Origin of the sequence: Paracoccus albus (assembly GCF_027913035.1) — a bacterium.
Taxonomy (GTDB): Bacteria; Pseudomonadota; Alphaproteobacteria; order Rhodobacterales; family Rhodobacteraceae; genus Paracoccus; species Paracoccus albus.
Genome location: NZ_CP115775.1, coordinates 2,135,049 through 2,159,404 on the forward strand (window position 1 = coordinate 2,135,049; position 24,356 = coordinate 2,159,404).

Genomic DNA, 24,356 nt, shown 5'->3' on the forward strand with positions numbered 1-24,356 from the left:
GTGTCTTGCTTTGGATGATCGAAGCGCGTTCTTTCACGTGACCGGCAGCATACACGTCCACGACTTTGAGCTTCACCAGATCACACCCCCGCAGCTTGCTGTCGATGGCCAGATTGAACAGCGCGAGGTCACGGACATTGTTCGCAATCTCAAGACGGAAACGTATTGCCCAGACGTGCTTGGGCAGAATGGGCCGCTTCTGTCCAACGAGCCGACTCTTGTTCCAGGCTGGACGGCAGGCACGTATGGCAGGCAGGTTTTGAATGGTCATGGAGCTTCATCCGATCCGCCACCACCCCACCTCGTCCTCGGCACCGCGCCGACAGGACAGTACATCACTGCGCAGACGCAGAAATCGGCTGCAATGATCCTATTTTGACTGATGATGCGCGATACGCCAGTGTGTCCAACCTGCAAAAAGCCGACCTAGAGTGCTTTTCGAAAATAGACGACACGGTCCGTTTCTTCGAATCCCACTGCGTTGTGAAACGCATGGCTCGCCAAGTTGTCGAGATATGCATCAGACGCAAGCTCCAAGCAGCCCTTCTCTTGTGCCCAGGATTGAACGGCCTTCAGCAAGAGCTTGCCAATGCCCGAGCCTCGGTCGTTGTTGCGTACGAAGATGCCCTCAAGAAAAGCAACTGGCGAAGTCTCGCATCCGTTTACGTGATCGTGCCTCAAGGCCGCCTCAGCGAACGCCCGAATGACCACTCCATCAATCACGTCCAAGAAGACAATGCACTGGTCAGGGGACTTGGCGAGCATCGCAACGGCCTCGGCTCTGTGTTCGTCAAGCGAAGTATCGTCCCAGAGCCGGGCGCGGAGTTCGACCCAGCCTGAAATATCCGAATGTGTAGCGGCACGTATTGGCATGTATTGCTCTTAATAAGACTCAGGAACGTCCGCAATTGTACGACAAGCGGACGCAGTCACTGTCGTCGGCAATGGATGTTATGTCCCGCTACGCCGACATTCGGGCCGGTATGAGCCTTTTTTCGTTACCAATTTCGGCTTTTGCAAGACGGAGGGCGGCAACGCTTGTGGGTCAGCCTTTTTCGTCGGGCGCATTCCCACAGGGTGGGAAAAGCCTCGATGATGTTTCAAGCAGCACCCCTCTCATCCAGATGTGTGATGCGGCCAGAGAGTTGCGCCGGTGCCACCGCAGTTGAACCTCAAATCCCGGGACCGGCAGGGGAAGCTCGAACGGGCGCAGGCCGTATGTGTCAACGAAACGCTGGGCAAGACGTCTGCCACAGCTGAAAAATCCGTGTCCCGCAAGGGTGGCGCGGGCGGCGGCGTCAAACTCGGGAAGACAGACCCGCACCTCTCGCGCCGTGCCGATCGCGGCAAGTGCGGCATCGACATTCCCCTGCACCCGCCCGCGCGCTGACATGAGGATATGGGGGCGGGCCAGAAAGGACTGGAGATCCATCTCCGCGTCATCGCGCAGCAGCGACGGCGCGGCAAGGCCGACAAAGCTTTCGCTCAGCACCGGCTGATATTCGAACTCCGCCGCACCGTTCCAGACTGCGCCGAGGAAAAAATCCAACGCGCCGATGCGCAGCTCCTCGGCCTCGGCCGGGTGGCGCACCGGAAGGATGTCCATTCGGATATTCGGGGCCAGCGACGCAACCGCCGTGCAGAAATCGGGGCCAATGAGTGCAAGCGCATAATCGTCCATTCCGATCCGGAACCGCAGGGCAGCGGTCGCGGGATCGAAATCGCGGGTCGCGGCGATTCCGGATGCGATGCTGCCGAGCGCGTCGGCGACGAAAGGCCAGAGCTCTTCGGCAGTTCGGGTCGGGATCATCGCGTTGCCCTGACGCTCAAGCAGACGATCACCGAACTGCGCCCGAAGGCGCTGTAGAGCGTTCGACGCGGAAGATTGCGTCAGCCTGAGTTCCTGCGCAGCTTGTGTGACGCCACGATGCCGCATGAGCGCGTCGAACACGCGCAGAAGATTAAGGTCCAGCCGGCTAAAGTCATTCTTCATATCAATGAATGATATCAGCCCAAGCCCTATGGTCAATTATCTGGTCCGGTTCGATATTCTCTCTCGTCACATGCAGGAGATGGACATGAAGATTGGTGTAATGGGAACCGGAATGGTCGGCCATGCGCTCGCCGGCAAATTGGCAGCGCTGGGCCACGAGGTCATGATGGCTGCGCGTGAGGCCGATAATCCGAAGGCGCGGGACTGGGCCAAATCGACAGGGCAGCGTTCGGGCACATATGCTGAGGCTGCCGCCTTTGCCGAAGTTGTGGTGTTCGCGGTAAATGGCTCGGCGCTTCTGTCGGCGGCTGAATCCGCCGGACCGGCGCTTGCCGGCAAGGTGGTCATCGATGTGACCAACCCGCTTGATACCAGCCGGGACGGTATGCCGGTCCTGATCCCCGAGATGTCAAACACCACATCAGCGGGCGAGATGCTTCAGGCGAGCCATCCCGAAGCGCGGGTGGTCAAGGCCCTGAACACAATGAACTGCGCGGTGATGGTCGACCCGGGGCGCGTTCCGGGACAGCACGACGTCTTCCTGTGCGGCAATGACGATGCCGCAAAGGCAACGGTCTCGACACTTCTGCGAAGCTTCGGCTGGGCGGCGCCCATCGACCTCGGCCCGATCGAGGCGGCGCGCGGCATGGAAAGCATGATGCCATTCTGGCTCAGGCTCTGGCAGGCGCTTGGCACCGCCGATTTCAACTATCGGATCGCCCGCTAGCCATGGATGTCCCCGTGATCGCAGGAGCCGCAGGCGGGCCTGGTCTGCAAACCGCGCGCAGCCTCGCGAAACTCGACAATACCGGCATCGTCAGCGCCGCGACACTTGCGAGTACCGGCCCGCATGGCGGCTTCTTCCCGCGATGGACAACCCATCGATTGATAACTTTGTTCAAGGAGATTGCATAATGACCATCCAGACCACCCGCAGACGCTTTGTCATCGGCGCCATGGCCGGGGGCTCGACCCTGCTCGCCACCAGTGCCGGAACGGCCGAGACCGTTTCCGATGGCGTCACAGTGCGCCGTTTTGCTCAAACCACGCCCTTTCCTGTCAACGCCTATATCGTCGAGGGACCGGAGGGCGTCGTTCTCATTGACGGGCTCCTGACCGTCAGCGCGTCGCAGGAGCTTGGCAAGGCAATTGCGGCGACCGGCAAGCCACTGCGCGCCGCGCTTCTCACCCATCCGCATCCAGATCACTATGCGGGTCTGGCCAATGCCGTGGGCAATAGCGGCGCCCCGATCCTGTCGGTCGCCGGCGTCAACGATGTGGTGCGCCGGGACGACAGTGCAAAGGACGCGCAGATCGGCGCGATGTTCGGGCCGGAATGGCCAGTAACCCGCGTTTTTCCGTCAGACACGGTGCGCGAGGGCGACAGTCTGGACTTTGGACCGGGCCTGCGCTTTTCCGTTATGGATATCGGGCCGGCGGAAAGCCATCACGACAGCATCTTCGTGCTGGAGGGGCGTCAGCCAAGGGCGTTTGCGGGCGACCTTGCTTATGGGTTGATGCATGCCTATTCGGCCGACACGCATAACCAAGACTGGCAGAAGGCAATTGACCGCGTGGTCGCGGAACTGCCCGAAGACATGATCTTGATGATCGGCCATGGCACCCCGATCACCACAGGGTTTCTCGGATGGCAGGCCATCTATCTCGACAAATTCGAGGCGGCGATCCGGGCGGCGGACTGGTCGGACCCTGAACTGGCGACGGCAAACGTGATGGAGTCGATGAAAACCTTCCTGCCGCGCGATGATCTGGCGTTTCTGGCCGAGCTTTCGGTAAGGCCGAATGCACGGATACTTGGTCTGATACAGGAGTGAGCTGATCTCCTATACATCAACAACTTTACGCTTCGCTAAAGCTTCCAACGTTCCCCGCACCATCCGTGCCGAAATTTGTATGTCGGCCTGCAGAAGTGTTTGCCATGTACATCTCCGGTTCGTAGGGTAGGATGCGATCGCTTCGCCAGCCTCGCACCGACTGCTGTGGCCCGCTACGCGTCGGGCGGTGCGCTGCCGGAGGTGCAAATAATCATCGTCGCAAAGTGATGACAGCTCTGATTGGCGCAGGCGAGGCGAATTGGGCCTTGTCTTCTATTGCTTGATCGCAAGCGGCCCAGTCCTTTGTGCATGCGCCGAATGACCGGCTCAATGAATGCCGCAATGCTGCGGCGTGACGTAACGAAAGTCTGGAATGGGCCGAAAGCGGTCATTATCTGCAAGAGTGTCAATCGGCATCAAATTGTGCCCCCTCCCCGCGTCCAATATTGCCCCCAAATAGCGAGCTGGCCAGGCGCTGCGTAGTCCTAATGTAACGGAGCGGCGGCAGGCAATCGAATAGCGTCAAGCGTTGCGGCACGCAAACCAGCGGCATACCGCGCGACGAGCTCGTTCTCTACCGCACAGGTCATTAGTCGGGCCTGTCCCTGGACGAGAACCTCTCAAGGCTCGCCGAAGCGCGGCTGGGTTTTGCACCCGACGAAAGCTAGCGCTATTCGCTGGGAATCGACGTGCTAGAGAAGATCGAAGGCCGGACGCTTGCCAAGAATGTTCAGGAAAATGTGGCAGGAGCGCTTGACTAGGAGGACACGGATTTTTCGGTCCGGGATCGCGCGCGGCTGGTGACGCACTATGCTAATGGCGATCCCGAAGCCGGTGCCGATGACGGACAGCATCACTGTGCCTCTTCTACGGGCTTACGGCAACCTTCATCGCCGGCGCGCCGGCCGAACAGGTCAGGTACCGGATGATCGAGCTGGACACGCGCCGCCAGGAGATCGAGAAGCTGCTGGCAAGCGCTGCCAAGCCCGACACGCTGCGCATCCATCATTCGATGGCCAAAACCTATCGCGACCGGGTCGGCCAGTTGATCCGCGGCCTCGCCGATGCCGACGGCATGGAGGAGGCGAAGGAAGCGCAGCGGGCGATGGCCGTGGCGCCCTGACGCCGGATCTTGCCTGCGACGTGCTGCTGATACATCTGCACGGGGCACTTGCTAGCCTGCTGCGTCTGGCGCCGGGTCAGCCGCTGCAGCAGGTCTCGCGGCGTGCAAATGGCGGCACTGCCCCGTGCGCAAGCATCGGAGCCATTGATAAGATTGAAGAATTAGTGTTGGTTGCGGCGGTAGGATTTGGACACTGTTTTTCGCTATTCGGGCTATCTCGCTCGTATGCATGAAACCCCTTAACCAACGGCCTTCAGGTAATGAGCCGATCAGAAGGGAAAATCGGAAAGTGAACGATTTCAGCATATTACGAGATAACCGTTTGATTTCTTGCGATCTCCATTCCTGCATTCGGCTGCATCGAGCGGATTTGGACGGCAAAACATGCGCGAAAACTGCAGCCAAGGGTTGAGGTGGCGTTGAGGTGAAAAGAAATCAGCTGCATCACAAGTCGCCCCACGTACGACCAGCATCGCGACGTTCGGCAGCAAAAACCGCAGAGGTCATTCGTCCGACGACCTTCGCCGAAAGCGCTCAAGCGCTGCGTTCAGATGGCAGGCGACGGCTGAGCGCGCCCAGTCGCCATTGCGCCGTCTGATGGCTTTGACGATCTCTCTGTGCTGCATCAGGCTCTCTTCGACATCAGCATCCTCGTAGATGAAGAAGCCACCGATCACTTGCGGAACTTCGAGAAGATGCTTGCCCGACAGCCTCAGATGGGGACTGCCAGATCCTTCATAGAGCATTTCGTGAATAACCAGGTTTCCCTGATCCATCTTCTTGACCCAATTGGGGCTCTTTGCGGCAAAATGGTGCTCCATTTCTTTGCAGGTCTGTTCAAGCAAAGTGATCTGTTCTTCAGTCGCATTCTGGGCGCACAGATAGGCGCCATGACCTTCGAGCAGGATGCGAAGGGCGAAAACATCGGCGGTATTTTCCAGCCGCCAGGGGGTCACCAGCGCTCCGCGCTTTTCGGCAGGAGTCAGAAGACCTTCGGAAGTCAGGCGCGCGATCGCATTCCGAATGGGTGTGCGACTGACATCGAAATCAGCGGCTAGCGCTTCCTCCTTCAGTTGGGTGCCGGGGTCGTAATATCCGGAGACCAGCCGCCGCCTGAGTTTGGAATAGACCGTTTCGGAAACCTTCATCTTTCTTGTCCTGGATCGTCCTTGGCCGGAAGGCCTTTCTGTGACCGTCGGCAGCACAATACAGATAAAAGAATGGCCACGACAGGTCGCGGCCATTCGCGGCGCAAAGAAAGTTCGCGCCTACTCATCCGCGATTGCAGGCGCGATCTTGTCCTTCCTGCGCGACAACATGCGCTTGAGGATCGGCAGACCGGTGGTCGCGAGAATCAGCGCGATCAGGATCATTGATATAGGCCCTTGGAAGATGCCCAGAAAGCCGTCACTCGAGATCAAGAGCGCGCGGCGCAGGTTTTCTTCGGCAATGGGGCCAAGTATGACAGCCAGAACCGCTGGCGCGGTCGGGATGTCCAGTTTCTCCATGACATAGCCAAGGATGCCAAATCCGAGCATCAGCCAAACCTCGAACATGCTGTTATGGATCGCAAACACTCCAACCGTGGCCAGAATAAAGATCATCGGCGCCAGAAGCTGTGTGGGCATTTTCAGCACATTAACGAATGCACGCGCCCCAAAGCGACCAAGCAGCAGCATGAGCCCCGAGGTCACAAGCATGGCCAGCATGAAACCATAGGTGACCTCGGCGTTCTCACGGAACAGTTGCGGTCCGGGAACGAGCCCATGAACCAGCAAGGCGCCAAGAATAACCGCAGCAACCGAACTACCCGGAATGCCAAGCGTCAGTGCTGGAATCAGTGTCGCGGCCGTGTCGGCGTTGTTGGCGCATTCTGGCGCAGCAATACCCTCTGGGGCACCTTTGCCGTATTTTTCCTTGTCGGGATCGCCGCGACGCTGCTCGTTCCAGGCAAACAGCGCCGCCACGTTACCACCCAGCGCGGGGATGATGCCCGTCACCACACCGATCACAGATGATTTTGCCCAGACAGGAAGCAGGCTCGACCAGCTGAAGCGACTGGCGTCGTCATCCATGCCCTGCACATCGCCGTCAGTCTTGATAGGGCTGAGCGCGAGATCAATCGCAGGAGGAATGGCATAGAGGCCCGTCAGCAGGACGATGATGTTGATACCGCTCAGCAGTTCGAGCTGGTCGAAAGCGAAGCGCTCGATCCCGGTCAGCATATCGATGCCGATCATTCCAACGAAAAGCCCGAAGCAGGCCGAAAGAAGCCCCTTCACAGGATTGTCCGACAGAAGGACTGCAATGGTCATCAGTCCGAAGATTGCCAGCCAGAAATAGTTGGCGGCGCTGAATTTCAGCGCGATCATCGACAAAGGCGGCGCGAGGACCAGCAGCGCGACGGCGCTGACCGCCGAGCCGATACTGGATGAGACCAGCGAGATCCGAAGCGCAAGGTTCGCCTGCCCGTTTTGCGCCATCGGATAGCCGTCGAAAACCGTCGCGATGCCTGCCGGTGTTCCGGGTATCCGCAGCAGGATGGCTGGGATCGAGCCGCCATACATGGCGCCGTTATAGATACCTGCAATCATCCCCAGGGCGGAGACAGGCTCCATGGTGAAGGTCAGCGGTATCAGAACTGCGATGCCCATCGTCGCCGACAGGCCCGGCAAAGCGCCGACGGCGATCCCGATTGCAGTGCCGCCGATCATCGCAATAATGGTCATGGGCGCGAACAGAAGCGGTAGTGCATCTAAAATATGCTGAAAAATCTGACCCATCTCAGCCTTCCATGAATGAAAAGAGGAGTTCGACAGGAAGCGGCACCGCCAGGAAGATGCGGAACACCACGATCAGCAGCAGCATGAAAAGCCCGGTCGCGATCGCCAACCCCTTTGGCTCGCGATAGCCCAACCCGTACGCCACCGCAGGCAGCACAAAGACCGCCGTGGTGAAGAATCCCAGATATTGCATACCGAACAGCAAGAAGAGGCCCGCGACGGCCAGCAGCGCTGCCCCGCGTAACTGCTGCGGTGTAGCGCTGATAATCTCGCCAGAATGGTGACCGAGGCGCGCGATGGACTGAATGCACCATATCGCCGAAAGGGCGACCATCAGCAGCATGACGGCGCGCGGCATCATACCTCCCTCGCCGGAATAGCCCCACGCCTCTATCAGGCCAAATGCACTGAATAGAAGCGAAACCAGGGCTGCCCCGGTCTCGACCTTCGCTCTTTCCATGATGTCCTCCTCCAAAAGGAAACTGCGGGGCGAAGCCCCGCAGTGCCGGTTACTCCTGCGCCCAGGGCTCGGTGGTCCAAAGCTCCTCGAAGGTAGCATTCAGCGACTGCAGCTCGGCCAGATAGGCCTCTGAGTCGAGATAGGACAGCGCAAGATGCTGCTGTTTTGCCTTCTCCTGGAATTCGGGGTCCTCGACGGCGGCCTTGACGGCGGCCTCCAGCTTGTCGGCGATATCTTCGGGGAGATTGGCAGGCGCACCGATTCCACGCATGGAACCCATGACGATGTCGTAGCCCTGCTCCTGGAAGGTCGGGATGTCAGGAGCCCCCGACCAGCGCTCCGTCGCCATCTGGCCGAGCGCATGCAGGCTGCCTTCCTCGACATCGGCCATAGTCTCGGAAATGTTCATGCTGGCCATCATGACGTGGCCGCCAAGAACGGCGGTGCGCACATCCGCATTGCCCGGAAACGGGATATGCTTCAACTCGACACCTGCGATCCGTTCAAATTCCAAAGCGGAGAGATGATCGTCAGAACCCAGGCCCGTCGTTCCATAAGTCACCTGGCCGGGATTCTCTTTTGCATATGCGATCAGATCTTCGATGCTCTTGATCTCGCTACTCGGCAAGAAGCTGAACGCGTCAGGATCGTCGATGACATTGGCGATTGGCGTCAGGCTCTCCAGCGAATAACGCGCGTCACGCTGAATCGGGATCGTCAGCAGGTTCGGTGTGTTGATGAAACCGATTGTGTAGCCGTCCGGTTCGGCCTGCGCCAGCTCCGTGAAGCCGATCTCGCCGCCAGCGCCCGGCCTGTTCAGGACCACGATTGAGGCGTCGTCGCCGAGATATTTCTCGATATAAGGCGCCAGAGTGCGCGCGGCGATATCGGTCCCGCCGCCCGCGCTGTAAGCCACGATCATGTTGATCGGGCGCTCTGGATATTCGGCATAAGCGGCCGAAATACCGGCAGCCAGAATCGTCGATGCAATAGCGAAAGTTCTCATCCCATTCCTCCTTGCGCCCTACTCCTCGTGGGCATTTTTGGATACAAATAAATCTACACAAGACCCCCTGACCCGCAAAGAGACAATTTTTCTATTTATGGTATTTTTCCTATAATATTGTTTTAAAATATTTTTAATCTATCTCCGCTGAGTGTGCGCGCCGCGAGACCTTGGTGTCGCCAGCATCTTCTATTGCATTTTGTCTTTTTTTTGTTCTTTTATAGAAGCTGAGGAGACGCCGATTCGAGGCGTGAGGAGGAGGTCGATTTGACTGATTCGAAGACAACCAAAGACATTCAGCTGCTGGTCGCCGGCTATGGCGCCGCAGGAAGGGCATATGCCTCGGGCTTCAGGGAGGCGGGTGCCGGAGTCACCGCAGTGGACCCATTCGCAGTGGAAGAAGTGAAGAAGGAGGCACAGACACTGGGCATCTCTCTGCTCAAGGAACTACCGGGCAACCTCGGCAGATTTGATCTAGTTATCATTCTGTCGCCTGCGGCAGCCAGCCTCGACATCATCCGGCAACTGGCTGACCGGTCAGGAGTCTGCCCCATCCTTGATCTGACATCTTCTGCGCCAAGCGTCATGCAGCAGGCATCGGCCATACTTGGCGACCGCTTGATCGATGGCACAGTGCTTGGTGCAGTGGGTCTGGGTGGCCTGGCGACGCCGATGGTATTCGCGGGCAGGCAAGCCAAAGGAGTAGCTACAATGCTCCGCAGGCTTGGCTGCTACATTGCCTGCATCGACGGAGAGCCAGGCAGCGCAAGCGCGCTGAAACTGCTGCGCAGTCTGTTCATGAAAGGACTCGAGGCGCTTGTCGTCGAAACCCAGCTTGCTGCGGCCGCGCTGGGGCAAACCGATGGACTGCGCATCGCGCTGGCAGATCTGGCGGAGGTCGATATGCCCGAGTTTCTCGCGGAGATGCTGCGAACCCACCCGAAACACGCCGGACGCCGGACACATGAAATCGAGGCCGCGATATCCCTGATGAGGGACGCGGGGCTCACTCCGTTCATGCTACTGGCGGCAAGGCAACTTTTCGCCAGAACCGCGACAGCCGGGCCCGGTCCCGATGAGTCGCCAGAAGCTGCGCTGCGCTGGCTGGAAAGTCAGTTCAACCCGCATCGCGAGGTCGCCAATGCAACGGCGTAACGTCATCTGGGTAACCGAACACATTCATCCGGACGCAATCGCATTGCTTGCTGCGGACGCCGAAGTGCTTGGACCCGGCCCAATACCCGATGCTCGGCTCAATGATGTGACCGCCCTGATCGTCAGGGCCCGTCCGGTCGACGAATCCCTGCTGGCCAGCCTGCCGATGCTCAAAGTGATCGGCAAGCATGGTGCCGGCACCGATAATATCGACATGGATGCTGCCGAACGGCGCAATCTGCAGGTTTTCCGTGCCGAAGGTGCAAATGCCGAATCTGTAGCGGATTTGGCCGTTCTCTTCGCCATGCTGCTGCTTCGCTCTCCCGACCTTCACGATCAGGCATTGAAGCATGGAAAGTCGGCGCGCGCGGATATTCCCGGCGGCTTCGAGGTGTCGGAACGGCGGATTGGCATTCTTGGGATGGGCGCCATCGGGCGCGCTGTCGCCTCGCGACTGATCGACGGGTTTTCCGCCAATGTCAGCGGCTATGATCCGGCTTTGCCGCACGGCATGTGGCCCGCCTCTGTTCACCGCCACAATGACGTATCCGCCCTGCTGCGAGAGACCGACCTGTTGTTCCTACACCTGCCGCTTCTGCCGCAGACGCGCAATCTGATCGGCAAGGCGGAATTGTCAGCCCTGCGCCCCGGCGCAGTGATGGTGAACTGCGCGCGCGGCGGGATCGTGGATGAACGGGCACTGGCCGATGCCTTGGCATCGGGCCAGATCGCCGCCGCCGCCTCCGACGTTTTCGAGGTCGAGCCGCCCGCGCCAAACAACCCGCTGCTTGTCGGCTCCTGGCGCTTCATCGGTACCCCCCATATCGGCGCCTCGACGAATGCCGGCCTGCGCCGCACCGGAATGATCATCGGCCAGAAGGTTCTGGACGCCCTCAATGCACAGGAAGGAAAAACAGTATGACCATCGGATTCTGCGTCAGGAAGCGCCAGCGTAGCGTCAGCCCGGAGATCGCAAAGGCGTTCAGCAAGCTGCCTGTCGCGAACGCCAGCGACAGCATGTCGCGCATGTTTGCCGGCGGCGCGAAGCTGCGCCCGATCCACGACACCGGCAAGGTTCTTGCGGGGCCGGCCTTGACAGTTCGCACGCGCCCCGGCGACAATCTGATGCTGCATCATGCGCTGGACATCGCCGAACCGGGCGATGTGATCGTGGTCGACGCCGGCGGCGATGTCACCACCGCCACGATGGGCGAAATCATGGTGGCGATCGCGCAGCGCAATAAGATCGCAGGCATCATCGTCAACGGTGCGATCCGTGATGCCGAGGAAATCCGGCAAATGAAGTTCCCGCTTTACGCCGCTGGCGTGACCCATCGCGGCCCCTACAAAGACGGCCCTGGCGAGATCAATACGGCTATCGCCATTGAAGGCATGGTCATCAAGCCCGGCGACCTGATCTTGGCGGATGGCGATGGTATCCTCTGCGTGCCGTTCGACCAGACCGAGACCGTCCTGGCTGCCACGCAGAAGAAATATGATGCAGAACAGGAGGAACTGGCGCTCATCGCGAAGGGAACCGATGATCGAAGCTGGGTGATGAATACGCTTCAGACACGCGGCTGCGAGTTCGAATAGATGGCCCCGCTGACGCCATCGCCAACAGTCGGGACCGTCCGGCGCAAGCCAAACCAGACGCCATGGCGGCTGCGATCCGCGCTTTCTCTGGACGATTTCGAGAGGCGCGCACGGCGTCATCTGCCCCTGTCCATGTTCGGCTATGTCAGCGGCGGCGTCGAAACCAACAGCAGCCTTCGGGGTAACGGCGAGGCCTTTCAGACCATCACGTTTCGGCCGCGCATCTTGCGTGACGTGTCGGCCCGCAGCCAGAAAACGAATCTGTTTGGAAAAACCTACGAGGTTCCTTTCGGCGTCGCTCCGATGGGGTTCAGCGCTATGGTGGCCTATGACGGCGATATTGCGCTGGCGAAGGGCGCTGCTGGCAGCGGCACTTTCGCGATCTGTTCGGCGGCTTCCCTGACACCTTTGGAGCGCGTCGCGCGAGAAGCCGGAAGCCGTTGGTTTCAGGCTTATGTTCCGGGCGACGAAAGCCGCATCGTCGCACTGTTGGAGCGCGTCGCGGCAGCAGGTTTCGATCATCTCGTGGTCACAGCCGACGTTCCGATCACCGGCAACCGGGAAAACAATGCCCGCAATGGCTTTGACGCGCCATTCCGCGTCACACCCCAACTGATCTGGCAGGGCGCGACACATCCCCGATGGACCATTGGCACATTGGGGCGCGAGCTTTTCAATCGTGGTATGCCGCATTTTGAGAACATGGAATCCGTCCAGGGACCGCCACTCTTTTCACGAGATCTGGTTCGTTCGACGATCGCACGGGACAAACTGAACTGGGAGCACCTGAAGATAATACGCGAGAGGTGGCGCGGCAAACTTATTCTAAAAGGTGTTCTGGACCCCGAGGATGCAAAGCTTGCCCAAAAGTTCGGGTGCGACGGCATCATCGTTTCAAACCACGGCGGTCGCCAGCTTGATGGCGCATTGCCCTCCATCGTCGCCTTGCCAGCGATCCGAGATGCGGTTCCCGACATGATCGTGATGCTTGACAGCGGCATCCGGCGCGGCACCGATGTCCTGAAAGCAATTATGCTGGGGGCGGACTTCGTCTTTGTCGGCCGCCCATTCCTATTCGCAGCCGCAACAGATGGCGAGGCCGGGGTGCGCCATGCCATGAGTATATTGCGCGAAGAAATCGACAGGGACATGGCGCTTTTGGGAGTCGTTGCTCCACATGAGTTGAGATAAAGGCCGATGACGCGACTAGGATCGGGCTGAGTGGTCGCAATTACACCGTCCGTAGGTTGCGAGGACACCAGCCGCAATGATAATCTCTACCTTAGCTTCCACCTTGTTCTGGTGGAAAAAGGTGAAAGACTCGCCGATAGGCATCACATCCCGATACCCCACCGGCACGCCTCTCCCTTAGTTCCGCCACCTTCCGCCTCCCTGCCGGTCCGGGTGCCGATGTATGACTTGCCATGCGCGCGAGGCTGAGCCTCATGTGGGATGCAAGAAGGAGGCGCTGGGCATGGTGAAGCGATTGAGGTTGAACGAGAAATCGGCGCGGGAGGCGGCGCCGGAGCCGGGCCGGGACTATCAGATTTTCGACAGCGAGGTGCGGGGGTTTGCCATCTGCATCTACCGCTCCGGCAACCGGGCCTTCACGCTGGATTACCGCCATGCCGGGCGGCAGCGACGGATGACGCTGGGGCGCTGGCCGGAATGGTCCACGGCTGCGGCGCGGGAGCGGGCGAAGGAACTGCGCCGCGATATCGATGCCGGAGGCGATCCGCTGGGCACGAAGGAGGACGGGCGTGACGCGCCCCGGTTCAAGGATCTGATCGACCGCTATGCCGAGGTGCATCTGCCCAATCTGGCGAAGGCCAATGCCTCGGATCAAAGGTCCATGCTGACCAAGCTGGTGGGCACGGAGTGGAACAACAGGCTGGTGACCGAGATCACACCCTATGACGTCGAGAAACTGCTGAACCGCATTGCCGAAGGCCGCGCCAGGCCGCACAAGGCCAAGCCCAACAACCGGGCCCGCAAGCTGCAGGGGGCGAAACCGACCCCGGTGCGGGCCAATCGCGTCGGCGAGGTGCTGCGCAAGATGTTCACCTTTGCGCAGAGCTGGGGCTGGCGCGAGGACAATCCGGCCTCGGGCTTTCGCCGCCGGATCGAGAACCCGCGCGAGCGGTTTCTGTCTCAGGAGGAAATCCGCAAACTTGCCTCTGCGCTGGACGCGGCCGAGGACCGGCGGGCGGCGGATATCATCCGGCTCTGCATGCTGACCGGGGCGCGGGTCGGCGAGGTGCGGCAGGCGCGGTTCGAGCATTTCAACCTCGAACATCTCAGCTGGTCCAAACCCGCCAGCATGACCAAGCAGCGGAAGATCCATCGCTTGCCGATCTCTGATGAAGCCGCAGCCATCGTGCGCCAGCGGCAATTGCTGGTGCCGCGCGGCTGTCCGTTCCTGTTTCCGGGCGATGTGCCCGGCCAGCCGGTGAAGGAGATCCGCCGCTTCTGGCATCAGATCCAGAAGCAGGTCGGGATCGAAGATGTTCGCATCCACGATCTCCGTCATACCTTCGCCTCGCTGCTGGTCAGCGGCGGTGCTTCGCTGGAGATGATCGGCAAATTGCTCGGTCACAGCCAGACACAGACCACAGCGCGCTATGCGCATCTGATGGACTCGCCGCTGCGCGCCGGTGTCGATGCCGTGGCCAGCGCGTTCCGGCCGAAGCCGGTGCTGGTGCATGATGCTGGGCTGCAAGACGGACAGGCACGCAGAAGCGCCTGATCATCCTTGGCGGAGCGCTGGGCGGTGTAGCGGCGAGATCGCGATCAAACACCGCCCTAGACCGTCTCCTGCAGCTCTTTCCATATGGGCCCAAGCTTGCGTCGAATCGTGCTTTCATCGGGAATCTCGCCACCCTCCGAATTCTGCGCGAACCAGTCCTGTGCGATGGCAATCCATTCCCTTGGGTTGCAGGCACGCCCTCAACATGAACGCGGCGGATCAGGTAAGCCAGCACACCTTCCCAGTCGTGGCGCGACGGGGCGCCGCTGTTGACGCGTCGCATCAACCCGTTCGTCGCTTCGAAGCGCTGCATCTCCTCAGCGGCAATCATGAGACGAGAAAGACCAACCTCAACGAAATCCGCGGGATTTTCGATCAGCACCCATTCCTCGGTGTCAACGGGACGAAACCGCCGCAGGGTCGCCGTTCCAGTCGTGTTGTCGCCAGGCCAGAACAAGTCCAAGATATCCGAAACCGGCACGGCGACGAAGCCAGCATAAACATGGCCGCCCTGTAACACTGGCGGGATCGCTGTCACAATCTCCAGCCGTCCGGTCGCGGCCCAGCCGGCGAGCCCGCCCAATGTACAATCCCATCGGAGCGCGGCCTCCTGGACCGTGTAAAATGCGCGTTGCGGCAATGGCATGTCTGCCTCATCTCCTTTTATTCCTTGGCGCTGACGACCCGTCACCCAAGCCAACGCCTGCCTCATCCCACCCACACGCAGGTACATCTCTCCCGATCGCGGGCCTTAGAAAGGCTCGCGTCGTTCGACCGCATCCGGCGTGATTGGACCGCTTTGTTCACCACCATGGCGCGACTTGTCCAGCCGATTTGACTGTGGATAAGCGAGTCTTTGTTCTTGACATGTTCCGCCGTCCTCAAGCGCTGATCCTGTTAGCGGCAACCGGCATAATCAATTCCGCCGGTTGTGGTTTCGACGGCTTTCGACGGCATTCAGACCGGCAGCGAATCACGCTGATTGGCCACGAAGCGTCGCAAACCCAGCAAAACATGGGGCGGCACAAGTCCGGCGTACTTACGCCACCTTCCGCCTCCCTGCCGGGCGCTTTGATGTGATTGTTCTTCTCCCCGTCAGCCCGCCGATCCGGACGGCTAAGAAGGAGGCAAGAGCATGACACAACCCGTGAGTGCGGAACCGGCGATAGAACCGCGCTTGCTGCGCGGCTGGATCAGCCGCGACGATCTGGCCCAGGAGCTGGGACTGACCGTCGACACGCTGGGGCGCTCGGAGCGCCGTCGGAAGGGCCCGGCCTGCGTCCGCGCCGGTCGCAAGATCTTTTACCGGATGAGCGTGGTGCAGGACTGGCTGCAGTCGCAGGAAATGCCGCGTGTCGCCGAGACGAAGCCCAGCAAGACGCGGGGGCGGAAATGAACGCCATGACCCCGATGCCCGCGTCCAACGTCGATTGCGACAGCACGGACGCCGCGCCCAGCACGCCGGACTGGCCTGCCCAACGCCTCGTCGAGGCCCGTGGCATCGTCGCCGATTTCGTTCACCACCCGGACAGCCTGATCATCCTCGCCTGCCGTGCCATCGCCGCGCACAGTAGCGACCCGCAAGAGCGCCGCGAGGCGCTGGCCCTCGCCGGTTTGCTGATCTGCGTGTCAAACCAGAAACCGAAAGGCGGTGACGCATGACCCGCCGCACCCCAGAGGCTGATATCCAGCGCGCCATCGTCCATACGCTGCGCATCGTCCTGCCCCGCGATGCCATCATCCACCATTCCGCCAATGACGTCGGATCAGGCGGCAAGGCCGCACGCCAACGACAGGTGATCCTGACGGGCATGGGGGTCTTTCCGGGCTTTGCCGATCTGATCGTCCTGACCGGCGGTCAGGTGCTGTTTCTGGAGGTCAAAAGCCCCTCCGGCAGGCTGAGCCCGGCGCAGAAGGCGTTCCGCGACATGGTGAAGGCCCAGGGCTTCGGCTGGGCGCTGGTGCGCTCGATCGAGGACGCGCTGGACGCGCTCGCCGATCACGGCATCACGACGCGCGCCCAAGCTCTGAACCCGCGCCGGAGGGCCTGCGCATGAGCCATTTCGCGACCAACTGGGCCATCCTGCAGCGCGGGTTGAAGCCCGCGACCAAGATCGTGCTCTGGCAACTCTGCGACCGTCACAACCCCGATTTCGGGTGCTTTCCGACGCAGGCACGGCTGGCCGCCGATTGCGAGATCAGCCGATCCGCCCTGAACGACCATCTGCGCAAGCTGGAAATCGCCGGACTGATCCGGCGCTGCGCAAGCGTCGACCCGGTGACGAAACGCCAGCAACCGACCCGCTACATTCTCGGTTTCGAGGAGGGGTTCGACGATCCCGAATCCGACCCGTCTCCGGAATCCGGACATGGCGATTTTCCCGGGTTTTCAGGTGATAAGCCTGACGGCGAAACACGCCGGATGTCGGCCAATGCAGCCAACCCGTGTCCGGAATCTGCAAACGGAGCCGTGTCCGGATTTCGGGCAGAGCCGTGTCCGGAAAACGGCGATTTCCGTGTCCGGAATCCGGACACTAACCCTGTAAGAGAACCTTTAAGGGAACCAGTAAAGGAGGAGGAGGAGGACGCGCGAGCGCGCGATGATCGATTTGAGGAATTTTTTGGAAACCTGCTCGACGCCCTCGGTCTGGACACCGATGCCGGGCTTCCCGGCTGGTGGCAGGGCTGGCCACCCCGGGAGCATGTCCGGCGCTGGATCACCGATCTCGGGCTGACCGAGGATCGGATCGTCGCCGTGGCCCGCGACAGTCGCAGCACCCATCCCAATCCGCCGGATGGGCCAAGAGCGCTGGACAGGGCGATGGAGCGGGCCGCGCGGACGGCCGACGCCACGAGGTCCGCTGACGGCGACAAGCGCCGCAAGCGTAGCGGCAAGTCTGCCGAAACGCCCCGCGCCAGCATCGACGAGATTGCGGCGTTTTACGCCGGGCTGGTGAACGGAGACGGCTACCTGCCCTCGAACGCCATCTCCAACACCGTGCGCAATGCCATGCTGGAACGCGGTCTGGTGACCGCCGAGCGGCTACGAGAACGGGGCGCCCGGTTCCCGAGCCGTAGTGCCACAAGCACCCGCACGAAACGCGCGCTGGGCGTTCAGCAGGTGCTGGAATGGGCCTTTCGGACCGAGAAGGCCCGGCTGGAACTGCCTGAACCGCCCGACTCCGAACGCGGCGAAGGTCTGGGCTTCGGCCTCGAATACGTGCTGATGCAACGTGCCGCGCTGGGCTGTCGTATCGATGGTGGCCGGTACAAGCCCGATAGTTCCACGCACGAGGATGCCGAGGTCATCGCGGCCTGTGTCGCCGGCCTGCCGACGACCATTGGCGGTCTGCGCATGGCGATCCGCATCGCAGAACTGGCCCGGGCCGGGATGACTCCCGACTGGATGCCGGGCGCCCTGCCGCGCTGCGTGCCGGTCGAGATGAAGCGCAACCAGCACGGCACCCGCTCGATCACCGTCGCGGTCGGCACAACCCGTGTGCTGTCGCGCGGCAAGTGGCGGACGGTGGAGTTGCGGGCCTGCCCGGTCACCTTCTCGCCGCATCCGGGCCAGATCGCCGCCGCGCATCGCCACTACGCGCAATGGTGGCTGGCGCTGGATTGGGTACGGGAAGGGCTGATCGCGGGCGGCATGCTGCGAAGCATCGAGGTGACCGGTGCCATGCCGAGACGGCAACCATGGGAGCACCCGACGGGCCGCGAACAGATCGGTAACAAAACAGTTTGACATTCGTGCCCCTGTTGACTCATAACCCAAGCATCGAAGACGAGCGCCCGGAGAACATACCCGCTCAGGCGCTCTCCCGATCAAACTCTTCAGCGCTACCCCCCTGCCTTGGTTCCTCCCCGGCGCTGTCCGTATTCGGGGGGGCGCAGCGCGGAAGTTTGCCAGCGTCAGGCGTTTTCACCGGGGAGTCCACCCGGAATCCACCTGGGCCACCGGAGCGCTGTTTCGATCAATAAAACAAGGCTTTAAGCGCCGCCGCAGGGTGGATTCCTGAGGAATCCAGGAAGCCGCCTGCGGGAAGCCAGGGCGTGGCCAGAAGCCACCCTGCGAAGCCAGTTTTGACGCCCCGGTCGGCCCCGGCAAGGCCGAGGAGGCCGGGCGCGCATCACACCTGCCCTGCTTCCTTGTCCAGCAGCCCCTCCAGCTGGTGGTCAATTATGTCGACAGTTCGGTCCCGGTCCTCGCCAGGATGGCTGCCAAACGAAGGACGGGCTATCGGGCGCTTGGATATGTGATGGAATAGCCCCACGGAATTGACAGTGTCCGACACTGGCGGGGAATTGGGGGCGGCGGCACCTATCGGGATCGACCGGACCAGGAAACCGGCAGCGGCACATCCTTGTTCGCCTATTGAAACACGCTGATATGTGCATTATCTTACCAGCGTCTTACTTTGGGAGTCCAACCGATGGCTCAGCCCGACACCCTGATCACGACCGTATCGACCAAGGGACAGGTCATCCTGCCCAAGGCAATCCGCACGCATCGGAAATGGGATGCCGGCACGCGGCTGATCGTCGAGGAGACCCCGGAGGGTGTCCTGCTGAAACGCGCACCCGCATTCGCACCAACCCGGTCAGAAAATGTCTTCGGCATGCTGCCCTACGCGGGCAAGCCGAAATCGGTCGAGGAGATGGAGGCCGGGGTTCTGGCCGAGGCCCGTCGGCACCATGATCGCGATTGATACCAATATCGTCGTCAGATACCTGACCGGCGATCACCCCGAGCAATCTAAACGCGCGCGCGAGATCGTCGACGGGCAGTCCGTATTCGTCCCTGTCACGGTGGTGCTTGAAACCGAGTGGGTGCTGCGCAGCGCCTATGGCTACAATCCGGCGGATGTCGTACGGGCCATTCGGGCGTTCGGCGGTCTGCCGGAAGTGACCATTCAGGATGAGGCCACAGTATCGGCGGCGTTCGATCTGACCGAGCGCGGCATGGACTTCGCCGATGCGCTGCATCTTGGCCTCGCAGAGGCACAGGATGCGCTTCTGACCTTTGACCGCAAATTCGTGAAAGCGGCGACGTCAGCCGGGATCAGCTTCGTCAAAGAGGCGTGAGGCCACATGGACCTCACCTTTGCGCCGCGCCAGATTGAGTTCTGGCCGATCGAGCGGCTGCGCCCCTATGCCCGAAACGCCAAGATGCATGGGCCCGATCAGGTCGCCCGGACTGCCGCCAGCATGTCCCGCTTCGGCTGGACCGTGCCCTGCATGGTCGGCGACGATGGGGGTCTGGAAGGACCGCCAGATGAGGGTACCTAGCGACATCCAGTCTCAATTGGCATATATTGCCAATACAATGCGGAGATACACATGGCCACGCGAAATGTCGTTCTGACCGATGCCCAATCCGAACTGGTCGACCGGCTGGTCGCCTCCGGGCGCTATCAGAACGCTTCCGAAGCGCTGCGGGCTGGACTGCGGCTACTGGAGCGCAATGAAGCCGAGTTTGAAGATTTTCGTCCCCGGCTCGTGGAAGGCCTGGAGCAGGCCCGCCGGGGCGATCTGGTACCGGGCAGCTGCGAGGACGCCATCCGTCGTGCCTTTGCGACTACGCGCGCGAAGTTCTGATGCCGAAACCCTGGCGTCTGACGCGGGCTGCGGAAGCTTCGCTGATAGACATTGCCGGATGGACAATCGACACCTTTGGACCGCGACAGGCCACCGCCTATGAGGTCTTGACCTGCTCCCCATGGAGTCCGCGTTTATAAGTTAGCTCTGTTCAGGTTTGGGTCCTCTTCTGACCGTTGGTGATACTTCCGCCGGGTTGAGCCCGTCGAGGCTCGAATGCGGGCGGTGATGGTTGTAGTCGTCGCGCCATGCCGCAATCATGCGGCAGGCATGGCGCAGAGATGGGAACAGGTGTTCGTTCAGGCACTCCTCGCGCATCCGGCCGTTGAAGCTTTCGACCAGGCCGTTTTGCATGGGTTTTCCGGGTGCGATATAATGCCAATCGGCCTTGCGGTCCTCCTGCCATTTCAGCATCGCGTTGCTGGTCAGTTCCGTGCCGTTGTCGCTGACCACCATACAGGGATATCCGCGCATCTGTGCGATCCGGTCCAGTTCGCGGGCGACACGCGCACCGCCGATGGACGTATCCACCACGGCGGCCAGGCATTCCCGGCTGAAGTCGTCGATCACGTTCAGCACCCTGAACCGGCGCCCGTCTCCCAATGCGTCAGACATGAAGTCCAGTGACCACCGCTGGTTCGGCCCTTGCGGGATCGCCATGGGCATTCTGGTGCCCACGGCGCGCTTGCGTCCGCCGCATTTATGGACGGTTAAGCCCTCTTCACGGTAGAGCCGGTAAAGCTTCTTACAGTTCACTGCCCAGCCTTCCCGCTTCAGCAGGATGTGCAGGCGGCGATAGCCGAAGCGCCGCCGCTCGGACGCCAGTTCCTTCATCCTGACCCGTAGCTCGCTGTCCGCCGGACGCTTCGGCTCACGCCGATAAACGCGCGGATCGATCCCGACCAGGGCACAGGCCCGACGCTGATTGTAACCCTCGGTTTGCATTGCCCAGTCCACGGCATTCCTCCTTGAACCAGGCTTCAGAAGTTTTTTCCAAGCATCTCTTTCAGCGTCGCGACATCAAGCATCTGTTCAGCCAGCACCTTCTTGAGCTTTGCGTTCTCAGCTTCCAGAGCCTTCAGACGCCGTGCCTCGGACACCTCCATACCGCCGTATTTCGACCGCCACTTATAGAAAGTCGCGTCGCTTATGCCGTGCTTGCGGCATAAACCAGCAGCCGTTGCGCCCGCTTGATGCTCCTTCAGAATACCAATGATCTGCTCTTCGCTGAAACGGAGTCTCTTCATCGTCTGTCTCCTCAGTTGGAGAACAGGCTAACCGTAATTCGAGGACACTTCAGGGGAGCAGGTCAGAAGCCATCTTTAACGAATAGTCCTCTATCAGACCCAAGGCCATCCTGCGCGACGCACAGGATGTAGCTGTTGGGCGTCGAACGATAAACCGATGATGCCGTCCCCCTGACAGCTTGGAAACCCGGTGGCCGGAATGATCATAGGGCAAGACAAGTCTTGTAGATCCGACCCCGCGCCGGTTTTTTCTCGGAGATCACCCGCAGACCAAGCTTCTTTTTCAGCAATCCGGAGATCGTGCCACGAATGGAGTGCGGCCGCCACTCCAGTTTCTCGGCGATCTCGACGATGGTCGCGCCTTCAGGCGCCTGCAGCATAGCGATCAGCTGCGCCTGTTTCGTCCCGGGACGCTGGGCGGCGGCGATGGACTCGGGCTTGGCGTCCCGCAATCCGGCCATGCCCTTGACCAACACCGGATCCATGCCGATGGCATCAAGCCCGGCATCGGTGGCGATCAGCGCCGTGCCGCGCCCATCGCCGGTTTCACGCCAGAGCTGTTCATTGCGCCGGAGGTTGGCCGCGACCTCCTCGATGAAGCCACGCTTGAGCATCCGCCCGATGGCTATCTTCGCCGCCGCGCCATGCAGCCCCTTTCGGCAGCGGAAGGGCGAGATTGCCCGGCCGGGCACTGGCGCGGGTCAGGATCAGGGTTTGGGTGTCGGTGAGTTTCGGCATCGGGGACCTCTTCGCATGAACGACTATCGCCACGATGAATGCTCAGACGAGAGGCTAAGTGTATAGAGCTACACGCGAAACTTTAATCCCATGGCTTCCACCAGCTTCGGTTTAGAAGTTACCAATCCAAACGGCCATGGCGAGCATGTTTAGGTCAACATCCAATAACCACGTCAGGATCATTGCAGACTATGCGCGAGGGAGCCAACGGCTGATCATATTTCACGACCTCTGAAGCCGTAAACATGTTGACCTCGGGCACAGAGGGTTAGGACGAATTTACGGTACATCGCCTTCTGTTCCAGATGGCGCGGGTGGGCATTCCGAGAATATCCGATGGGGACAGGTCTCACAGATCTTCGGATCGAGAAGAGGAATGATCTCGGCGATGGCATCGCGTTTGGACAGATGAATATGTTCGCGCGTCAGGGCCTTCATCACCTTGAAGCGGGCCAGCTTGGAGATCGTGCGCGGGGTCTTGGTCTGCAGGTGGAACGATCCGCCCCGGCGGTGACGCCGCGCGGCTTCTTCGATCAGCAGATCGGCCCCCGGCATGTCGATTTCTCCGACGCCCTTGACCACGAAGATCATATGCTTCTGCGCTTTGCGCTCGATCTCGAAACGGCGGAAGATACGGCGGACATGTTCGACGGACCCGAAATAAAGCGGTCCGTCAAGGCGCGCGAACATCAGCTGCGGACATTCCGCCAGCCCATTCTCTGCCGCATTCTTGAACACACGGGTTGGGGTGGACGGATCCGGCGCGCCGACCCCGACGAAAGGCTGCGATGTCTTTTTCAGGAAAAGGGCCAGAGACAGCAGGACACCGGCATAGATGGCGAATTCGAGATCGATAAAAAGCGCTGACAGGAAGGTCACCCCGGCGATGAAGGCCTCTTCCGGCGAGGTGCTCAGGATGTGGCGGATCTCGCGGAAATCGATCAGCCGCGCGGCGACCAGAATGATCACCCCCGCCATGGCCGGGATCGGTACATAGGCAAACAGCGGGGCGACGAGCAGAAGGATCAGCAGCAGGAAGACCGAGGCAAAGATCGCGGCAAGCGGCGTCGCGGCGCCGCTGTCATAATTGACCCCGGATCGCGTGAACGAAGCCGAGCCGGGATAGCATTGGAAAAACCCGCCCCCGACGTTCGAAAGCCCCTGCCCGACGAATTCGCGGTTGCCGTCGATCATCTGCCCGGACCTGATGGCCAGCGCCCGCGCCACGGACATCGCCTCCAGCAGGCCGACAAGGGCGATGGCGACCGCGGCAGAGCTCAGCTCGCTGATCGTATCCAGCGACAGATCCGGAAAGGCGAAGGTCGGGATCACCCCGTCGATGGCTCCGATCGTCTCGATACCGCTCCCTGCCCCGCCAAGCACCACACTGACCAGAGTGGCAAGCGCCATTGCGATCAGATAGTTTGGCCATCGCGGAAGAAATTGCCTGATCAGCAGCGCGGTCCCCAGCGCTGAACCCGCGACCAGCGCCGCACGCCAGCTGGTTTCCGACAGATTGTGAAACAGGCCGGAGGCAAAGCCACCAAGGTCCTCGGGGCGCGGCAGTTCGATCCCCAGGGCCTTGTCGATCTGGCTCAGCGCGATGAGAATTGCGGCCCCGGTCACGAAGCCGGTCATCACCGAATGTGAGACGAAATCGACCAGCGCTCCCATACGCGCAAGGCCCATCGCCAGTTGGATCATGCCGACCAGCACGGCCAGCGTGATCGCGGCGGCGATAAATTCGGGCGATCCCGGTGCCAGCATTCCTGAAAGGGCGCCAAACACAAGCGCCGATATCGCCGTGGTCGGGCCGGAAACGGCATGCCAGCTTGATCCCGCAAGCGCCGCCACGGTCGCCGTGACCATCGCCGTATAAAAACCGTATTCCGGCGGCAGACCGGCAATCGCGGCAAAGGCGATGCCTTGCGGCAGCACGAGCGTCGCCCCGGTCAGCCCCGCGAAAAGATCGGCGCGCAATGTCTGCGGGCCGACCCTGGCGAACCATTCCGGCCGGCCGAAAAGGTCACGAAGATGCGACGTGAGTGCAGCTTTGGCGTCAGGCATGGCACC

The 24,356-nt window shown here is 61.0% G+C and carries 26 protein-coding genes and 4 pseudogenes; 19 read left to right on the plus strand and 11 right to left on the minus strand.

What is annotated here, in order from left to right; all coding sequences use genetic code 11:
- Position 1: 1 nt before the first annotated feature.
- From PAF20_RS10645 to PAF20_RS10655, 3 genes and pseudogenes are all read right to left on the minus strand, one after another.
- A pseudogene (locus PAF20_RS10645) lies at positions 2 to 271 on the minus strand (integrase); the annotation flags it as partial.
- Between the two features lie 155 nt (positions 272 to 426).
- Positions 427 to 873 (minus strand): aminoglycoside 6'-N-acetyltransferase, encoded by a 447-nt coding sequence (gene aac(6'), locus PAF20_RS10650; RefSeq protein ID WP_271070626.1) that lies wholly within the window; start codon positions 871 to 873, stop codon positions 427 to 429.
- A gap of 172 nt (positions 874 to 1,045) precedes the next feature.
- The gene (locus PAF20_RS10655; RefSeq protein ID WP_271070627.1) at positions 1,046 to 1,993 is read right to left on the minus strand and encodes a LysR family transcriptional regulator; all 948 of its coding nucleotides are present in this window, start codon (positions 1,991 to 1,993) and stop codon (positions 1,046 to 1,048) included.
- Positions 1,994 to 1,997: 4 nt separating this feature from the next.
- Between PAF20_RS10655 and PAF20_RS10660 the strand changes: the two genes are divergently transcribed.
- Positions 1,998 to 2,720, plus strand: a complete 723-nt coding sequence (locus tag PAF20_RS10660; RefSeq protein WP_271070628.1) for an NADPH-dependent F420 reductase — start codon at positions 1,998 to 2,000, stop codon at positions 2,718 to 2,720.
- A gap of 187 nt (positions 2,721 to 2,907) precedes the next feature.
- On the plus strand, positions 2,908 to 3,828 hold the full coding sequence (locus PAF20_RS10665) for an MBL fold metallo-hydrolase (protein WP_271070629.1): 921 nt from the start codon (positions 2,908 to 2,910) through the stop codon (positions 3,826 to 3,828).
- A gap of 692 nt (positions 3,829 to 4,520) precedes the next feature.
- Here the strand turns inward: PAF20_RS10665 and PAF20_RS10670 are convergent.
- Positions 4,521 to 4,682 carry a hypothetical protein gene (locus tag PAF20_RS10670; protein WP_271070630.1) on the minus strand — a complete coding sequence of 54 codons (162 nt, stop codon included), beginning with the start codon at positions 4,680 to 4,682 and terminating at the stop codon, positions 4,521 to 4,523.
- Between the two features lie 71 nt (positions 4,683 to 4,753).
- Here PAF20_RS10670 and PAF20_RS10675 point away from each other — a divergent pair, with 71 nt between their 5' ends.
- Positions 4,754 to 4,951, plus strand: coding sequence for a hypothetical protein (locus PAF20_RS10675; protein WP_271070631.1), 198 nt, complete (start codon positions 4,754 to 4,756; stop codon positions 4,949 to 4,951).
- A gap of 503 nt (positions 4,952 to 5,454) precedes the next feature.
- Here PAF20_RS10675 and PAF20_RS10680 read toward each other — a convergent pair.
- The 4 genes from PAF20_RS10680 to PAF20_RS10695 form a co-directional block, all read right to left on the minus strand.
- Positions 5,455 to 6,099 (minus strand): GntR family transcriptional regulator, encoded by a 645-nt coding sequence (locus PAF20_RS10680; protein WP_271070632.1) that lies wholly within the window; start codon positions 6,097 to 6,099, stop codon positions 5,455 to 5,457.
- A 120-nt stretch (positions 6,100 to 6,219) separates the two neighbouring features.
- A complete protein-coding gene (locus tag PAF20_RS10685; protein ID WP_271070633.1) occupies positions 6,220 to 7,734 on the minus strand; it encodes a tripartite tricarboxylate transporter permease in 1,515 nt (504 codons plus the stop codon).
- Position 7,735: 1 nt separating this feature from the next.
- Complete coding sequence (locus tag PAF20_RS10690; RefSeq protein WP_271070634.1) at positions 7,736 to 8,194, minus strand: tripartite tricarboxylate transporter TctB family protein; 459 nt, start codon at positions 8,192 to 8,194, stop codon at positions 7,736 to 7,738.
- Between the two features lie 49 nt (positions 8,195 to 8,243).
- Positions 8,244 to 9,200 (minus strand): tripartite tricarboxylate transporter substrate binding protein, encoded by a 957-nt coding sequence (locus PAF20_RS10695; protein ID WP_271070635.1) that lies wholly within the window; start codon positions 9,198 to 9,200, stop codon positions 8,244 to 8,246.
- A 267-nt stretch (positions 9,201 to 9,467) separates the two neighbouring features.
- On the opposite strand from PAF20_RS10695, the gene PAF20_RS10700 reads away from it, so the two are divergent.
- The 16 genes and pseudogenes from PAF20_RS10700 (at position 9,468) to PAF20_RS10775 (ending at position 20,298) form a co-directional block, all read left to right on the plus strand.
- A complete protein-coding gene (locus PAF20_RS10700; RefSeq protein ID WP_271070636.1) occupies positions 9,468 to 10,355 on the plus strand; it encodes a DUF1932 domain-containing protein in 888 nt (295 codons plus the stop codon).
- Complete coding sequence (locus tag PAF20_RS10705) at positions 10,342 to 11,277, plus strand: NAD(P)-dependent oxidoreductase (RefSeq protein ID WP_271070637.1); 936 nt, start codon at positions 10,342 to 10,344, stop codon at positions 11,275 to 11,277. Before PAF20_RS10700 ends, PAF20_RS10705 begins: the two co-directional genes overlap by 14 nt.
- Positions 11,274 to 11,951: an RraA family protein gene (locus PAF20_RS10710; protein ID WP_271070638.1), complete on the plus strand. Its 678-nt coding sequence runs from the start codon at positions 11,274 to 11,276 to the stop codon at positions 11,949 to 11,951. The genes PAF20_RS10705 and PAF20_RS10710 overlap by 4 nt, the downstream gene beginning before the upstream one ends.
- A complete protein-coding gene (locus tag PAF20_RS10715) occupies positions 11,952 to 13,142 on the plus strand; it encodes an alpha-hydroxy acid oxidase (RefSeq protein ID WP_271070639.1) in 1,191 nt (396 codons plus the stop codon). It abuts the gene before it with no gap.
- A 283-nt stretch (positions 13,143 to 13,425) separates the two neighbouring features.
- On the plus strand, positions 13,426 to 14,697 hold the full coding sequence (locus PAF20_RS10720) for a tyrosine-type recombinase/integrase (protein WP_271070640.1): 1,272 nt from the start codon (positions 13,426 to 13,428) through the stop codon (positions 14,695 to 14,697).
- A gap of 205 nt (positions 14,698 to 14,902) precedes the next feature.
- Positions 14,903 to 15,214, plus strand: coding sequence for a hypothetical protein (locus tag PAF20_RS10725; protein WP_271070641.1), 312 nt, complete (start codon positions 14,903 to 14,905; stop codon positions 15,212 to 15,214).
- Positions 15,215 to 15,486: 272 nt separating this feature from the next.
- Positions 15,487 to 15,777, plus strand: coding sequence for a hypothetical protein (locus PAF20_RS10730; RefSeq protein WP_271070642.1), 291 nt, complete (start codon positions 15,487 to 15,489; stop codon positions 15,775 to 15,777).
- Positions 15,778 to 15,832: 55 nt separating this feature from the next.
- Positions 15,833 to 16,093 carry a transcriptional regulator gene (locus PAF20_RS10735; RefSeq protein ID WP_271070643.1) on the plus strand — a complete coding sequence of 87 codons (261 nt, stop codon included), beginning with the start codon at positions 15,833 to 15,835 and terminating at the stop codon, positions 16,091 to 16,093.
- On the plus strand, positions 16,090 to 16,359 hold the full coding sequence (locus PAF20_RS10740; RefSeq protein ID WP_271070644.1) for a hypothetical protein: 270 nt from the start codon (positions 16,090 to 16,092) through the stop codon (positions 16,357 to 16,359). Before PAF20_RS10735 ends, PAF20_RS10740 begins: the two co-directional genes overlap by 4 nt.
- On the plus strand, positions 16,356 to 16,754 hold the full coding sequence (locus PAF20_RS10745; RefSeq protein WP_271070645.1) for a VRR-NUC domain-containing protein: 399 nt from the start codon (positions 16,356 to 16,358) through the stop codon (positions 16,752 to 16,754). Before PAF20_RS10740 ends, PAF20_RS10745 begins: the two co-directional genes overlap by 4 nt.
- Positions 16,751 to 16,891 (plus strand): annotated as a pseudogene (locus PAF20_RS18860) (helix-turn-helix domain-containing protein); the annotation flags it as partial. The gene PAF20_RS10745 and the pseudogene PAF20_RS18860, both read left to right, overlap by 4 nt.
- A gap of 816 nt (positions 16,892 to 17,707) precedes the next feature.
- Entirely contained in the window at positions 17,708 to 18,445 is a 738-nt protein-coding gene (locus PAF20_RS10755; protein WP_434802956.1) for a hypothetical protein, read from the plus strand.
- Positions 18,446 to 19,133: 688 nt separating this feature from the next.
- Positions 19,134 to 19,409: an AbrB/MazE/SpoVT family DNA-binding domain-containing protein gene (locus tag PAF20_RS10760; protein WP_271070646.1), complete on the plus strand. Its 276-nt coding sequence runs from the start codon at positions 19,134 to 19,136 to the stop codon at positions 19,407 to 19,409.
- A complete protein-coding gene (locus tag PAF20_RS10765; protein WP_271070647.1) occupies positions 19,396 to 19,785 on the plus strand; it encodes a type II toxin-antitoxin system VapC family toxin in 390 nt (129 codons plus the stop codon). The genes PAF20_RS10760 and PAF20_RS10765 overlap by 14 nt, the downstream gene beginning before the upstream one ends.
- 6 nt (positions 19,786 to 19,791) lie before the next feature.
- Positions 19,792 to 19,962 (plus strand): annotated as a pseudogene (locus tag PAF20_RS10770) (ParB N-terminal domain-containing protein); the annotation flags it as partial.
- 78 nt (positions 19,963 to 20,040) lie between these two features.
- Positions 20,041 to 20,298 carry a type II toxin-antitoxin system ParD family antitoxin gene (locus PAF20_RS10775; RefSeq protein WP_271070648.1) on the plus strand — a complete coding sequence of 86 codons (258 nt, stop codon included), beginning with the start codon at positions 20,041 to 20,043 and terminating at the stop codon, positions 20,296 to 20,298.
- A 137-nt stretch (positions 20,299 to 20,435) separates the two neighbouring features.
- Here PAF20_RS10775 and PAF20_RS10785 read toward each other — a convergent pair.
- The 3 genes and pseudogenes from PAF20_RS10785 to PAF20_RS10795 all read right to left on the minus strand — a co-directional run.
- A pseudogene (locus tag PAF20_RS10785) lies at positions 20,436 to 21,545 on the minus strand (IS3 family transposase); the annotation flags it as partial.
- A gap of 203 nt (positions 21,546 to 21,748) precedes the next feature.
- Positions 21,749 to 22,237, minus strand: a complete 489-nt coding sequence (locus tag PAF20_RS10790) for a DUF3489 domain-containing protein (RefSeq protein ID WP_353620586.1) — start codon at positions 22,235 to 22,237, stop codon at positions 21,749 to 21,751.
- Positions 22,238 to 22,562: 325 nt separating this feature from the next.
- On the minus strand, positions 22,563 to 24,350 hold the full coding sequence (locus PAF20_RS10795; RefSeq protein WP_271070649.1) for a SulP family inorganic anion transporter: 1,788 nt from the start codon (positions 24,348 to 24,350) through the stop codon (positions 22,563 to 22,565).
- Positions 24,351 to 24,356: the final 6 nt, after the last annotated feature.

What these genes read in the sequence shown, in the direction of transcription:
- PAF20_RS10685 (WP_271070633.1), bottom strand. Translation starts at nt 7,734, where the DNA reads ATGGGTCAGATTTTTCAGCATATTTTAGATGCACTACCGCTTCTGTTC.
- PAF20_RS10745 (WP_271070645.1), top strand. Translation starts at nt 16,356, where the DNA reads ATGACCCGCCGCACCCCAGAGGCTGATATCCAGCGCGCCATCGTCCAT.
- PAF20_RS10720 (WP_271070640.1), top strand. Translation starts at nt 13,426, where the DNA reads ATGGTGAAGCGATTGAGGTTGAACGAGAAATCGGCGCGGGAGGCGGCG.
- PAF20_RS10660 (WP_271070628.1), top strand. Translation starts at nt 1,998, where the DNA reads ATGAATGATATCAGCCCAAGCCCTATGGTCAATTATCTGGTCCGGTTC.
- PAF20_RS10760 (WP_271070646.1), top strand. Translation starts at nt 19,134, where the DNA reads ATGGCTCAGCCCGACACCCTGATCACGACCGTATCGACCAAGGGACAG.
- PAF20_RS10715 (WP_271070639.1), top strand. Translation starts at nt 11,952, where the DNA reads ATGGCCCCGCTGACGCCATCGCCAACAGTCGGGACCGTCCGGCGCAAG.
- PAF20_RS10655 (WP_271070627.1), bottom strand. Translation starts at nt 1,993, where the DNA reads ATGAAGAATGACTTTAGCCGGCTGGACCTTAATCTTCTGCGCGTGTTC.
- PAF20_RS10695 (WP_271070635.1), bottom strand. Translation starts at nt 9,200, where the DNA reads ATGAGAACTTTCGCTATTGCATCGACGATTCTGGCTGCCGGTATTTCG.
- PAF20_RS10735 (WP_271070643.1), top strand. Translation starts at nt 15,833, where the DNA reads ATGACACAACCCGTGAGTGCGGAACCGGCGATAGAACCGCGCTTGCTG.
- PAF20_RS10680 (WP_271070632.1), bottom strand. Translation starts at nt 6,099, where the DNA reads ATGAAGGTTTCCGAAACGGTCTATTCCAAACTCAGGCGGCGGCTGGTC.
- PAF20_RS10755 (WP_434802956.1), top strand. Translation starts at nt 17,708, where the DNA reads ATGCTGGAACGCGGTCTGGTGACCGCCGAGCGGCTACGAGAACGGGGC.
- PAF20_RS10665 (WP_271070629.1), top strand. Translation starts at nt 2,908, where the DNA reads ATGACCATCCAGACCACCCGCAGACGCTTTGTCATCGGCGCCATGGCC.
- PAF20_RS10670 (WP_271070630.1), bottom strand. Translation starts at nt 4,682, where the DNA reads ATGCTGTCCGTCATCGGCACCGGCTTCGGGATCGCCATTAGCATAGTG.
- PAF20_RS10795 (WP_271070649.1), bottom strand. Translation starts at nt 24,350, where the DNA reads ATGCCTGACGCCAAAGCTGCACTCACGTCGCATCTTCGTGACCTTTTC.
- PAF20_RS10710 (WP_271070638.1), top strand. Translation starts at nt 11,274, where the DNA reads ATGACCATCGGATTCTGCGTCAGGAAGCGCCAGCGTAGCGTCAGCCCG.
- PAF20_RS10725 (WP_271070641.1), top strand. Translation starts at nt 14,903, where the DNA reads ATGAACGCGGCGGATCAGGTAAGCCAGCACACCTTCCCAGTCGTGGCG.
- PAF20_RS10765 (WP_271070647.1), top strand. Translation starts at nt 19,396, where the DNA reads ATGATCGCGATTGATACCAATATCGTCGTCAGATACCTGACCGGCGAT.
- PAF20_RS10675 (WP_271070631.1), top strand. Translation starts at nt 4,754, where the DNA reads ATGATCGAGCTGGACACGCGCCGCCAGGAGATCGAGAAGCTGCTGGCA.
- PAF20_RS10690 (WP_271070634.1), bottom strand. Translation starts at nt 8,194, where the DNA reads ATGGAAAGAGCGAAGGTCGAGACCGGGGCAGCCCTGGTTTCGCTTCTA.
- PAF20_RS10740 (WP_271070644.1), top strand. Translation starts at nt 16,090, where the DNA reads ATGAACGCCATGACCCCGATGCCCGCGTCCAACGTCGATTGCGACAGC.
- PAF20_RS10705 (WP_271070637.1), top strand. Translation starts at nt 10,342, where the DNA reads ATGCAACGGCGTAACGTCATCTGGGTAACCGAACACATTCATCCGGAC.
- PAF20_RS10775 (WP_271070648.1), top strand. Translation starts at nt 20,041, where the DNA reads ATGGCCACGCGAAATGTCGTTCTGACCGATGCCCAATCCGAACTGGTC.